Annotated in this window: 9 protein-coding genes; 6 read left to right on the top strand and 3 right to left on the bottom strand. The window is 64.2% G+C overall.

The window, feature by feature from the left end; all coding sequences use genetic code 11:
• Positions 1-23 precede the first annotated feature (23 nt).
• Complete coding sequence (locus DBIPINDM_RS35200) at positions 24-6,425, bottom strand: kinesin (RefSeq protein ID WP_258583547.1); 6,402 nt, start codon at positions 6,423-6,425, stop codon at positions 24-26.
• A 272-nt stretch (positions 6,426-6,697) separates the two neighbouring features.
• On the opposite strand from DBIPINDM_RS35200, the gene DBIPINDM_RS35205 reads away from it, so the two are divergent.
• The 3 genes from DBIPINDM_RS35205 (at position 6,698) to DBIPINDM_RS35215 (ending at position 8,807) form a co-directional block, all read left to right on the top strand.
• Positions 6,698-7,066 (top strand): Hpt domain-containing protein, encoded by a 369-nt coding sequence (locus DBIPINDM_RS35205; RefSeq protein ID WP_258583548.1) that lies wholly within the window; start codon positions 6,698-6,700, stop codon positions 7,064-7,066.
• A 99-nt stretch (positions 7,067-7,165) separates the two neighbouring features.
• Positions 7,166-7,486, top strand: coding sequence for a 2Fe-2S iron-sulfur cluster-binding protein (locus DBIPINDM_RS35210; RefSeq protein WP_027051994.1), 321 nt, complete (start codon positions 7,166-7,168; stop codon positions 7,484-7,486).
• Between the two features lie 289 nt (positions 7,487-7,775).
• A complete protein-coding gene (locus DBIPINDM_RS35215) occupies positions 7,776-8,807 on the top strand; it encodes an NAD(P)/FAD-dependent oxidoreductase (RefSeq protein ID WP_258583549.1) in 1,032 nt (343 codons plus the stop codon).
• A gap of 9 nt (positions 8,808-8,816) precedes the next feature.
• Here DBIPINDM_RS35215 and DBIPINDM_RS35220 read toward each other — a convergent pair whose 3' ends face one another.
• Together DBIPINDM_RS35220 and DBIPINDM_RS35225 are read right to left on the bottom strand one after the other, a co-directional pair.
• Positions 8,817-10,298 (bottom strand): MDR family MFS transporter, encoded by a 1,482-nt coding sequence (locus tag DBIPINDM_RS35220; protein WP_258583551.1) that lies wholly within the window; start codon positions 10,296-10,298, stop codon positions 8,817-8,819.
• A gap of 231 nt (positions 10,299-10,529) precedes the next feature.
• On the bottom strand, positions 10,530-11,153 hold the full coding sequence (locus tag DBIPINDM_RS35225) for a DUF922 domain-containing Zn-dependent protease (RefSeq protein WP_258583552.1): 624 nt from the start codon (positions 11,151-11,153) through the stop codon (positions 10,530-10,532).
• 115 nt (positions 11,154-11,268) lie between these two features.
• Between DBIPINDM_RS35225 and folP the strand changes: the two genes are divergently transcribed.
• The 3 genes from folP to folK are packed head-to-tail and all read left to right on the top strand — an operon-like array spanning position 11,269 to position 12,979.
• Positions 11,269-12,120 carry a dihydropteroate synthase gene (folP, locus tag DBIPINDM_RS35230; protein WP_258583553.1) on the top strand — a complete coding sequence of 284 codons (852 nt, stop codon included), beginning with the start codon at positions 11,269-11,271 and terminating at the stop codon, positions 12,118-12,120.
• 3 nt (positions 12,121-12,123) lie between these two features.
• A complete protein-coding gene (gene folB / locus DBIPINDM_RS35235; protein WP_172228641.1) occupies positions 12,124-12,483 on the top strand; it encodes a dihydroneopterin aldolase in 360 nt (119 codons plus the stop codon).
• A complete protein-coding gene (gene folK / locus DBIPINDM_RS35240) occupies positions 12,467-12,979 on the top strand; it encodes a 2-amino-4-hydroxy-6-hydroxymethyldihydropteridine diphosphokinase (protein ID WP_258583555.1) in 513 nt (170 codons plus the stop codon). Before folB ends, folK begins: the two co-directional genes overlap by 17 nt.
• Positions 12,980-13,044 lie beyond the last annotated feature (65 nt).

The following is a 13,044-nucleotide window of genomic DNA, read 5'->3' on the forward strand; positions in this document are numbered from 1 at the left end:
GACGGCCCCGCCTGCTTTCTGGCTTAGTGCAGACGGCCGCTGGCATGGGCCAGCATGGTGTAGACCTTGCCGGTGTCCGAGGTCAGGTAGGTCTGCGCCATGATGTTGTCGCGGTCGTTGCGCGAGACGTCCTTGAGCAGCTTCTCGAAGTCGTCGCAGTAACGGTCGACGGCGGCGCGGAACTCGGCCTCGCCCTGATACTTGCGGCGGATCTCGTCGAACGTCTGCTGACCCTTCAGCGTGTAGAGCCGGCGCGTGAACACGTCCCGCTCGCCGCGCCGATAGCGATTCCACAACTCGATCGAAGCGTCGTGGTCGATGGCCCGTGCGATGTCGACGGAGAGCGAGTTCAGCGATTCCACGACATGCAGCGGCGAGCGCTGGGCAGGGGCCGCGCGCGGTGCTTCAGCGGGCGCCGAAGGTGGTGCTGCCGGCCTGAGATCCGCATCGTTCGACGCCGCGGTCAGCAGATCGCGCACCCAGCCGCCTTGCGGGGTGCGGGTGTTGGCGTCAGGACGCTGTTGGCGCGGTGCCGCCTCGGCCGGGCGCTCGAGGTCGAGCGTGCCACGCAGAGCGGTACCACCCAGCGGCGCCTGAGGCGTGCGAAGCTCCGGCTGTGGTGCTGGCGCACGACGCGGTGGCTCGGCGGGACGTGCTGCCGGCGCTTGCGGTGCCGGGCGCAGATTGCGTGGCTCAGCGGTATCGCCGCCACCGCGACCGGACTTCGCAACGATGTCCGAAAGTTCCTTCAGGGCGTTGATCTGCTCGGAAACGGCGCGGCGGATGGCAGAGGTCGATTCCTTTGCCTCTTCTGGCATCTCGATGACGCCTTTCTTGAGTTCGGCGCGGGTGAGGTCGAGTTCGCTCTTGATCGAGCTCGCGGTGCGCCGCATCTCATCGGTGGCATCGGCGAAGCGCTTGGTCGCCGAATCGACGACGTCGGTGATGGCGTTGCGGATCTTGTCGGCCGACTCCATCGTCTTGCCTTCGGCGTTCTGCAGCGTCTGGCCGACGAGGTTTTCGAACGAGCGCATGACCCTTTCGAGATCTTCCGACTTCTTGACCAGGCCGACGGCGAGGTCTTCGAGCGACGACTGCCTTTCCAGCGTGTGCTCGAGGTTGCTCTGGGCCGAGCTCAACAGGTCCGAGGCGCTGGCCAGCAGACGGCTGTGTTCATCGAACTTGGTGGCGATCGAGGCCACTTCGCGCAAGGTCGACGATGACAGTTCCGTCAGCCTTGTGGTGTTCGAATCGACCAGACGCGCCGAGCTGGCGAAGGTCTGCGCCGCCTTTTCGGTGGTCGCCGCGAAGCTCTGCGTGCTGCCGCTCAGGCGTTCGTCGACCTGGCCGAGGTTGACCGCGGCCTGCTCGATCAGCTGACCGAGCTGCGAGCTGGACTTGGTCATGCGGCCGATGAGATCGGCAACGCTGTCGGACAGCGACGAGCGGGCGCCTTCGACCGCCGACAAGGTCTCGGCGGTGCGGCTGGCGAGCGCGTTGACCAGGGCAGCATTCTCGCTGCGCAGCTTCTCGGTGGCGCGTTCGGTGACTTCTTCCATGCTCTTTTGCAGTTCCGAGCCGCCCTGGGCGAAGCGCTCGACCAAAGGCCGCGCGGTTTCGTCGAGGATCTTCGACATTTCGGCCGACCGCGCCGCGAGCATGGTGTTGAGTTCGCGGGTGTTGGCGCCGATCGTCTTGGCGGCATCGTTGGTGCTCTGGCCGATATGCTGGCCAACCGCGGTGAAGGTCTCGGCGATCACATTGGCACGCGAAACGAGCTGCGCCTCGGCGGTCGACACCTGCTCGTTGAGCCTCTGGCCCATTGTTTCCGCGGTGTAGGCGAGCCGGTTCTCGACGCTGGCGATCTGCTCTTCGACACGGGCGGCAGCGGCCGCGGCGCTCGATGCAAGACGCTCGTCGGCGCCGGCGAGCGCCTGCTCGATTTCGCGGGCGTGCACGGCCATCTCCTGGCCGGTCTGGCGCGCACGGTCGGCGACCCTCTGCTCGGTGCTGGCGAAAGCACCGACGATGGTCTGCGCGTGTTCGCCGATCGTCGACGTGCTGTCGGCGATGCGCGAGACCAGGCGCTGGTCGGCATCGTCGAAGATGCGGCCGATTTCCGAAGCACGGTTGGACAGCGCGTCCGAGCCTTCCGCGATGCGCGAAACCAGTTGCTGGTCGGCGGCATCGAAGATGCGGCCGAGGTCCGACGCGCGGGCGGCCAGCGCCTCGGCCGATTCACCGATGCGCACGCCGAGCCGCTGGTCGGCACTTTCGAAGTTGCGCAGGATGTCGCCGGCGCGGGCGGCCAGCGACTGTGCCGTCTCGACGGCGCGGGCAACCAGTTTCTGGTCGGCCGCGTCAAAGGCACCTGCAATCTCGTTTGCACGGGCGGCCAGATGATCCGCGGTATCCTGAGCCCGGGAGGCCAACTGGTCGGTGGTTGCCTGGGCGCGGGCGGCGAGCTTCTGGTCCGCCAGGTCGAAGGTGCCGGCGATCTCGCCGGCGCGGGCGGCCAGCTGATCGGCGGCCTCATGGGCACGGGCCAGCAGCGAGCTGGAAGTGTCGTCGGCACGGGCAAGCAAGGCGTTCGATGTATCTTCCGCACGGGCGTGGAGGCGACGATCGGCCTCCTCGAAGGTGCGGGCGATGTCTTCGGCCCGCGCCAGCAGGGCAGCGGACGTCTGCTCGGCGCGCTCGGCGATCTTGCGATCGGCGTCACTGAAGGCCGCACCGGCCTGCTCATGCAGCGTGCTGGTGACCTCCAGGACCTTTTCGCGCAAGGCGCCGGCGACGAAGACCGCGCTCTTCTCGAGCACGCTGCGGACATTGTCGACGCCGGTCGAGAGCGCGCGCTCCATGGTGCCGGCGCGTTCCTCGATGATGCCGGTCTGGCGGCTGAACGCCTGCTCGATCTTGTTCACATCGGCGGCGATCGCGGCCGAAATGTCGGTGCTCCTGGCCGCGATCTGGTCGATGTGGCCGGACAGCGAGCGGTCGACGTCCTTGCGGGTCTCGGAGAGCTTGCCGAGATCGTCTTCCAGCGCGCGGGAGAGCATGTTGCGGCCTTCGGCCAGCTTGCCGACATGGCCGGCGATGATGTCGTCGATATCGCCGCGGCTTTCGGTCAGCTTCTGCAGATCGGCTTCGAGGGCGCGCTTGAGAATGTCGCGGCCTTCGGCCAGCTTCTCGACCTGACCGGCGACCAGGCCGTCAATGCTGGAGCGGCTTTCGGCCAGCTTGGCGAGATCGGCTTCGAGGGCGCGTTTGAGAACGTCGCGGCCTTCGGCCAGTTTTTCCACCTGGCCAGCGACCAGGCCATCGATGCTGGAGCGGCTTTCGGCCAGCTTGGCAAGATCGTCCTCCAGCGCTCTCGACAGGGTCGAGCGCTCCTGGACAAGTCTGTCGGCGTGGCTGTTGACCAGGCCGCTGACGCTTTCGAGATCGGTTTCCAGTGCTTTCGACAGCGTCGAACGGTCCTGGACGAGGCGCTCAGCATGGCTGTTGACCAGGCTGTTGACGCTTTCGAGGTCGACTTCCAGCGCCTTCGACAGGGTCGAGCGATCCTGGACGAGCCGCTCGGAATGGCTGTTGACGAGGCTGTTGACGCTGTCGAGATCGGCTTCGAGCGCCCGGGCGAACTGCGCGCGGTCGTCGACCAGCTTCTGCGACTGGTCGGCAACGGTGTTCTTGATCGTGTTGAGGTCGGCCTCCAGGGCGCGCCGCAGGATGTCGCGGCCTTCCGACAGCTTCTCGACCTGACCGGCGACCAGACCGTCAATGCTGGAGCGGCTGTCGGCCAGCTTGGCGAGGTCATCCTCAAGAGCCTTCGACAAGGTCGAACGATCCTGAACCAGCCTGTTCATGTGGTCGGCGATGACGCTGTTCACATTCTGCAAGTCGGCTTCCAGGACCCGCGAAAGCTGTCCGCGATCCTCCGCCAGCCTTTCCGACTGGCTCGATATGACGCCCTTGATGGTGTTGAGGTCTGATTCCAGCGCACGCTTGAGAATGTCGCGGCCCTCGGCCAGCTTCTCGACCTGGCCGGCGACGAGGCCGTCGATGCTCGAGCGGCTTTCGGCCAGCTTGGCAAGGTCGGCTTCGAGTGTCTGCGACAGCAGGCTGCGGTCATTGGCAAGCCGTCCCGAATGATCGTCGAGCAGGCCCCTGATGCCCGAGAGGTCGTTCTCGAGCGAACGGCCGAGCTGGCTGCGGTCTTCGGCCAGCTTTGTCGAATGCGCCTCGATCAGGCTCTTGATGCCGGCGATATCGTTTTCCAAGGCCCTGGCGAGCACCGCACGGCCCTCGGCGATCTTCTCGACCTGGCCGGCAACCAGGCCATCGATGCTGGCGCGGCTGTCGGACAGTTTGCCGAGATCTGCTTCCAGGGCGCGCGACAGTATGTTGCGGCCTTCGGCGAGTTTCCCAACGTGACCGGCGACCATTTCATCAATGATCGTGCGAGCTTGCACGAGTTTCCCGGAGTCTTCGTTGAGAGCCAGCGAGAGCCGGTTGCGGCCTTCTTCGAGCCTTTCGAGGTGGCTGCCGAGCGACGCGTCGATGGCCGCGCGCGATTCGTTGACCTTGCGCAGATCCTCTTCGAGGGCGCGCGCGATCAGGTTGCGGCCTTCGGCCAGCTTCTGCACCTGGTTGGTCACCGCGGCATCGATGCCGGCGCGGCCTTCGGCGAATTTCTCCAGATCCGCCTGCATGGCGGCGGCCATGCGCTCGCGGCTTTCGGACAGCTTGCGGCTGTGGTTCTCGACGGCTTCCTCGATGCCGACGCGGGCGTCGGCAAGCCGCTGGATGTCGCTGTCGAAGGAACGCGAGACGACATGACGCGCCGCTTCCATGCGCCCGGCAAAGTCGCTGGCGCGAGCCTCCAGCATGCTCGATGTCGAGGTGACGATGTCGGCCATGTCGGCGCCGATCTGGGTCTTGCCCTGATCGATCATCGCGGCCAGCGTATCCTTGCTCTCGGCGAAGGTGTGGGCGATTTCGCGGGCGCGCTCGACCAGCGTCTCGTTGATCTGCCGGGCGCGGGCCTCGAGCGCGGCGTTAAGCTTCTGCGTGCCGGTATCCAGCGCTTCCGCGCGGGTCTGGAACTCGCTGATCAGCGCTTGGCCGCGTTCGGCCAGCGTGCGCTCGATGCCGTTGAGGCTGGCTTCGAATTCCGAATTGAGGGTGCGCGCGGCGCCGCCAAGCAGCGACACCATGCCGGTGGTGCGATCGTCGAGCAGATCGGTCAGCGACCGGGTCAGGCCGTCCGTCGTGTCCGTCAGCTTGGCAATGCGTGTGTCGAGCAGGCTGGCGAAGGCCTCGCCAGAGGTCGACAGCCTGTCGGTGATGTTATCAAGCCGGCCTTCCACCGAATCGAAGATCGACATCGAGCTTTCATTGATGCGGTCGATCAGCGTGTCGCCGGAATTGGTGATCGTCATCGACAGCTTGGTCGAGGCGTTGAGGATCGAGTCGCGGATGATGTCGCTGGCAGCGCCGATTTCGTCCCGGAGCGTCTCATGCGCACCCGAAATCGAGGCGCGGACCCGTTCCGCATGGGTGACGACCGCCTCGCGCTCGCTGCCGAGCCCGTCGACGAGCGAACGGATGCGGGTTTCGTTTTCCGAATAGGAGCGCTCGATCTGGTTGACTTCGCTGTGGACCAGCGTTTCCAGTTCCACGGCGCGGGCAAGCGTGCGCTCGATGCCTTCGCCCATGGCCGCCACCTCGCGGCGAACGGCCTGGCCGATCATCATGACGCGATCCTGCGCCATGTTTTCCGGCTCGGTCAGGCGGAAGGCCACTTCCGTCATCGACTGGGCGGCAATGCGCATGTCCTGGGCGCGGCGAATCATCGCCGCGAAGGCCCAGAACAGGATGATCGGTACGATCGCCGCGACGGCGAGGCCAATCAGCTCGGGACGGGCCAGGAACTGGTCAAGGGTGCGGATCCGCCAGATGCTCGGCCCGAACAGCAGGTTGGCCAGCCCGCCGGCGCCCGCGATCCAGGCGAGCGAGACAAAGGCAATGATCCAATAGACGGTGTTGGAGGCACGCCTGTTGAGGCTGTGCAGGAGTGTCTTGTAATCCTTCTGACGATCGTCATTGGCCGGCGCAAAGCCCGTCGGCTGCGTGCCATTGCCGTTGCGTGTCTCAACGGGGCGCAGTTCGGCGGGCTTGGCCTTCGCGGCCTGATTGGCAACGGGAGCCTGATTGGCGGCGGGTGCCGGCTTCTGGTTGCGCCCCTCGCGTGCCAGTTCGTCTGCGGCCTGGGATATCTGCGCTTCCAGATCTTCCATCGAAGCCGCGATGTCGAGATCGCCGCTGCCGACATCACTGCTGAGGTCGAGATCGAGCGCCTTTTCCAGTTCCCTGGCCACGTCGCTGTCGAGAGTTCTCGTCGTCGTCGTTGGTTTCTTTGCCATGCCTTCGCTACCCTGTACTAGCTGCCGCGGGCTTATAATTGTCGTTGTCGTACCCCCGCGCAGGAGGCTGAAAATGGACCCTCGTATCGTAATGACACAGGGGGGTAAAGAAAACATGCATTCCGCGAGATACGTAAAACTTTAAATATAAGGTTAACGGAAGCGTGATTTGGGCGCCGCTTTCGCAACATTTTTCCCGGCCACTCATTAACCCGTTGTCCATTGGATTCGCCTAGTTTTTCAGGCGACCGAAGAAAACGGAGTTCGAGTTCATGCGTGGCGAAAGCGGCATTGCCTTCTCAATGCCCGGGGGCGACGTATCGGGAACCAGGCAGTCCCGACCGGTCGATTTGGCACACCTTGCCCGGCAGACGATGGGCGACCGCGCCCTTGAGCAGGAGGTGCTGGCGCTGTTTGTACAGCAGGCGCTGTCGGTGCGCGACAAAATAGTCGATGCCGATCTCAAGGACCGACTGCTCCTGGCGCATGGGTTGAAAGGGTCGGCTCGCGGCGTCGGCGCCTTCGCCATCGCCGATTGTGCCACCGAGATCGAGCGGCAGCCGGAAGACAACCAGACACTCAAGCGGCTTGGCAAGCTGATCGACGAAGTGCGCGATTTTATCGCCGCCATCAATCGCTGACCCGGTTTGTGGAAAAACGTCACGGAACGGCGCTTTCGCGCGGCAGTTGACTTGTCTGCCGGAGTGATTATCTCGGCGGAAACTCCCTTCAGGTGACAAATGACCAAGCTGACCTTCATCGCCCATGACGGCACACATTTCGACGTGGATGCCGAAAACGGCTCGACGGTCATGGAAAACGCCATCCGCAACGCCGTGCCGGGGATCGAGGCGGAGTGCGGCGGCGCCTGCGCCTGCGCCACCTGCCACGTCTATGTCGATGACGCCTGGACGGCGGAAGTCGGCGAGCCGGAAGCGATGGAAGAGGACATGCTGGACTTTGCCTACGACGTGCAGCCGAACTCGCGGCTGTCCTGCCAGATCAAGGTGCGCGACGCGCTCGATGGCCTGGTGGTGCGGGTGCCTGAGCGCCAGGGCTAAGGCGTGTTGATATTCAGGTGATGCCGGCCTGCAAACGACTGATACCTGCGCTTCCGGCCTTCGCCGAAGCACTCATGTGTGGTGTGGCTGTTAAGGCTACGCCCGGCGTAGGCCGGTGCTCACGCGAAAAGTACGCTCCGCTCCGGTTCTCGGTATCAGCCATTTTCGGCTCGGCCTGACCTGAATCTCAACACGCCTTCGGCCCACGTTCCAATTTCTTTGACACTGGCTGCTTGGCAGCAGGCCACGGCTCATGCAGTCTCGCCCCATTCCCAAGGGGACACATCGCATGACCGAAACAATCAAGACGGACGTTCTCATCGTCGGGGCAGGGCCGGTCGGCCTGTTCGCCGTGTTCGAACTCGGCCTGTTCGACATGAAGTGCCACCTGATCGATATCCTCGACCGGCCCGGCGGCCAATGCGCGGAACTCTATCCGGAAAAGCCGATCTACGACATTCCCGGCTGGCCTTCGATCTCGGCGCAGGGGCTGGTCGACAAGCTGCTCGAGCAGATCCATCCGTTCAAACCTGACTTCACCTATAACCGCATGGTCTCCAGCCTCGAAAAGCTGGAAGATGGCAGCTTTCGCGTTACCACCGACGAGAACGAGGTGTTCGAGGCCAAGGTGGTGGTCATCGCCGCCGGCGGCGGCTCGTTTCAGCCGAAACGTCCGCCGATCCCGGGCATCGAGCCCTATGAAGGCAAGAGCGTCTTCTATTCGGTGCGCCGGATGGAGGATTTTCGCGGCCACGACCTCGTCATCGTCGGTGGCGGTGACTCGGCGCTCGACTGGACGTTGAACCTGCAGCCGGTGGCAAAGAGCGTGACGCTGGTCCATCGGCGCCCTGAATTCCGCGCCGCGCCCGACAGCGTCAACAAGATGTATGCCATGCAGGAGATGAAGCAGCTGGAATTCAGGGTCGGCCAGGTGACCGGGCTGACCGGCGCCGACGGCCAGCTGTCATCGGCCACCATCAAGGGTGGTCCGGACGGTGATATCGAAGTGCCATGCACGCGCATGCTGCCCTTCTTCGGCCTGACCATGAAGCTCGGGCCGATCGCGGAATGGGGGCTCAATCTCCATGAGAACCTGATCCCGGTCGACACCGAGAAGTTCCAGTCGTCGGTGCCCGGCATTTTCGCGGTCGGTGACATCAACTCGTATCCGGGCAAGCTGAAACTGATCCTGTCGGGCTTCCATGAAGTGGCGCTGATGGCGCAGGCGGCCAAGCGCATCATCAGCCCCGGTGAACGCATCGTGTTCCAGTACACGACCTCGTCGACAAGCCTGCAGAAGAAGCTCGGCGTGGTGGGGTAAAAAGCGCTTCTATTCCGCGAGAACGGGCGCGACCGTCTCGTCGCGGCCACGCAGCGCCTTTTCCGGCATCAGCGTCATTGCGACAAGCCCCAGCACCAGGGTGATGCCGGCGGTGATGAAGATCATCACGAACGGCAACGCTGATGTCAGCTGAATGTGTGTCTGCGAGCCCTCGGCGGAGAGCGGCAGGCCATAGCCGAGCGCGACGGCGCCCAGCAAGGCGACGCCCAGCGCGCCACCCAGCGTCCGCAGGAAGGTCAGCACGCCGGTCGCAACCCCGAGATGGGCTCGGTCGACGGCGTTCTGGACAGAGACGGTCGCGACCGGGAATGTCGTTCCGCCGCCCAAGCCGATCAGGGTGGTCAGGATCTCGACCTCGAGCAGCGAGGCGTGGCCGGCAATGGCACTGAGCACGCCGATGCTGACAATGGCCAACGTGATGCCGATCATGGCGATACGCTTGTAGTGCACGAAGCGGGGGATCAGGCGGCCGCTGGAGGCGGCACCGGCGACCGTGCCGAGCAGAAGGCCGAGCATGGCCATTCCCGATTCGCTGACGGAAAGGCCGAGGACGGTTTGCAGATAGACCGGCAGGTAGACCGAAGCGCCGATATTCGCCGCCTGCAGCAGGAACATCGACATCGCACCGGCGAGCACGATCGGGTTGCTCAACACTTCAAGCGAGATCAACGGTTCAGCGGCCCTCAGCAGCCTCAGTGCGAACAGGACCCAGAACACGGCCGAACAGGCCACCAGCCCGAGGATTTCGCGCGAAAGCCACGGATAGGTGCTGCCGCCCCAGTTGAGCGCCAGAAGCAGAAGTGCCGTGGCGATAACCAGAAGCACGGCGCCCAATCCGTCGATGCGGTGATGTTTGGCTGCAATCGGCAGCTTCTTCAGCGGCTTGTTGATGATCGCCATGGCCAGGAGCCCAAGCGGAATGTTGATCCAGAAGATCAGCGACCAGTGCAGATGTTCGGCAAAGGTGCCGCCGAGCAGCGGTCCCGCAATGCTGGCGACGGCCCATGTGCCGGAGACCCAGGCCGCATAGCGTGCGCGTTCGCGCGGCGGCACGAGGTCACCGATGACGGTTTGCGCCAGCGCAAACAGACCGCCGCCGCCGGCACCCTGGATCGCGCGCCCTATCACCAGCACGAACATGTTGGGGGCCATGGCGCTGACCAGCGATCCGACGAGGAAGATGAGGATCGCCGCGTAAACGGTCGGGCGGCGGCCATAGACATCTGAAATCTTGCCGTAGAGCGGTGCCACGGCGGTCGCGGTCAGGAGATAGGCGGTGACCATCCAGGGCAGATACTCGGCGTGGCCGAGTGCGCGCGCGATGGTCGGCATCGCGGGCGCGATGATGGTCTGGTCGAGCGCTGCCAGCAGCATCGACAGGAGGACGCCGCCGATGATGGCGTTCTTCTCGCTTTCGGTCAGCGGTGTGGCGGCAGCCGCCATGGCCTGCTTGTCGGCAGCCTGGTCCATAGTCTTTGTCCATGTGCTTTGCGCGCTGTCCGGGTCACCGATTGGGCTTGCCTTGTGTGTCCGCCGCGCGATCGGTCGTGGTGCCCGTGCCTCGAGGGTTGTGCCCTGCCAACCCGTGATATGTCGTTTCGTATAGGCCGATTTCGGCTGCCGTTCGAAAATTTTTCAAAGCTGGCATTACGCTTCGGCCCGGTTGGCTTGCATCGGCGCCATTGCGTGCGCCGACGAAATTCAGGCCGGTGGCGGCAACTGGCCGTTCTCGATGCGCTGGATGCGATAGCGCATGAGCCGCAGGATACGGCTTTCGAAATTGACGCTTTCGACGCGATCGAATTGCACCTGGGCGCGGTCGTGCTTGGCGAGGATGGCGGCGGTGATCTCGGCCACCTTGGCCTTGGCCGTACCGCAATCCTTCTGCGGATAGGTCGCCTTCAGCGCGTCTTCCAGTTCGCGCGCATGGTTCTTGGCGATCTCGACATGGCGTTCTTCGTGGCGCTTGATGTCGGCGGCCAGCGTATCCCAGAACAGCTTCACATCGGGGTCCGCCTTGCGCGGGCGGCGCCATTCCGGAAGGATCACCTTGACCTTGACGGTCACGGCCGCGTCGGCGATCCGGCAGGAGCCAGCCTGCCTTGCGTAGCTGATACGGGTGGTGAAGGCCATCTGGGTGGCGCCGGGGTGGCGCGAGCCCGTGCTTTTGACCTGCGGTCCATGTGTGGAGAGCTGCTTCTCAATGTCTTCGAGCGTGCTGCCGCCAATGGAAAAATAGCTGTATGTTTTCACCAGATTGGCCGCGCCCGCCGGGACGGCGGTCACGGCAAGCAGCAGCGCGCAAAGCAGGGATCGTTTCATCATATTGCCTCTTTACCCACCTTGCTTTACGGCCGTTGCCGACGCAACGGAATTGATCCTTTGCGGATCACACATCGTTGATGAGCCCTTGGTTGATGAGCCCCATGGTTGATGAACAATGACGGCGAGGCGATGGCAGCTGGCGCATGGACGCCATCTCGACCTTGGCGGCAAGGCCGTCGTTGTCGGCATCCTCAACGTCACCCCCGACAGTTTTTCCGACGGCGGCCTGTTTGATGCGCCCGAAGCGGCGCTGAACCAGGCGCGCCGCATGATCGGGGAAGGGGCTGGCATCATCGACGTCGGCGGAGAATCGACCCGGCCGGGCGCCGCCACTATTTCGGCCAGCGAGGAACAGGCGCGTATCCTGCCCGTGATCGAGGCGCTGGCGAGCGCCAATGAGGTGCTGATTTCGGTCGACACCTATCGTGCCGAAACCGCGCGGCTGGCGGTGGCTGCCGGCGCGCATATCGTCAACGATGTCTGGGGCCTGCAGCGCGAGCCCGACATTGCGCGGGTTGCGGCCGAAACCGGCGCCGGTCTCATCATCATGCATACCGGGCGAGAGCGCGAGAAACTGCCCGACGTGATCGCCGACCAGTTTGCGTTCCTGGAAAAATCGTTGGAGATCGCGCGTCGCAACGGCATTGCGGACGGTCGCATCGTGCTGGATCCCGGTTTCGGTTTCGCCAAAGAGACGGCGCAGGAAAATCTCGATCTGATGGCGCGGTTTTCCGAGCTTCATGCGCTCGGCTTTCCGCTGATGGCAGGCACCTCGCGAAAACGCTTCATCGGCACCGTCACCGGCCGCGATGCGGCCGACCGCGCTGCCGGGACGGCGGCGACCAGCGTCATTCTCAGGCTCAAGGGCGCGCATCTGTTTCGCGTCCATGATGTCGCAATCAACGTGGACGCGCTGGCCGTGGCGGATGCTATGCTGGCTCTTGAAAACGACCGACTGGGACGCTGAGCCATGTATGTCATCCGCTTGAAGAACTGTGCCTTCTTTGCCCGGCATGGCGTGCTCGACGAGGAGGAGGCGCTCGGCCAGCGTTTCTATGTCGACGCGGTGCTGTCGGTCGAACCCGGGCGCGCGCTTGTCGACGACGCCATCGGGGAAACCGTCAATTACGGCATTGCCTTCACGGTGATCGAAAAGATCATCACCGGCGAGCGGCGCTTCCTGATCGAGGCCCTGGCAATGGAGGTGGCAAAGGCGCTGACGGAGCGGTTTCCCCAGATCAGGAGGGCTGAAATCACCGTGCGCAAGCCGAACGCGCCGGTGCCCGGCGTGCTCGATTATGTCGAGGTGACCGTTGTCTGGCCCGAATAACACCGTCTACCTCAGCCTTGGCGGCAATCTGGGCGATCCGGCAGCCTCGATGGCGGCGGCGCTGCGCATTCTCGACGCCGATGGGGATACGCGTGTCGCTGCCGTCTCCTCGCTCTACCGCACGCCGCCCTGGGGCAAACTCGACCAGCCGGATTTCCTCAACGCGGCCGCCGAATTGTCGACCCGGCTCTCGCCGCGGGCGCTGCTCGACCTCTGCCTCGATGCGGAGCGGAAGTTGAAGCGTGTGCGCGAGGAGCGCTGGGGGCCGCGCCTGATCGATATCGACATTCTGGTGTTCGGTGACCGCGTCATCCACGAGACCGGGCTGGAAGTGCCGCATCCGCGCATGCTGGAGCGCGCCTTCGTGCTGGCGCCGCTTGCCGAAATCGCGCCGGATCTTGCCGTCGGAGGACGAAGCGTGTCCGAGCGATTGGCTGCGGTCGATGCATCAGGCATCGAACGCCTGCCGTCCGGCCGGGATTGGTGGCTGACCTGAGCACTCCGTTAGAGCAGTTCACCGTTTCGCGGAAACGGCGACCCGCTCTAACTCGTTGTTTTGAC

The organism is Mesorhizobium sp. AR02, from assembly GCF_024746835.1.
Lineage (GTDB): Bacteria > Pseudomonadota > Alphaproteobacteria > Rhizobiales > Rhizobiaceae > Mesorhizobium.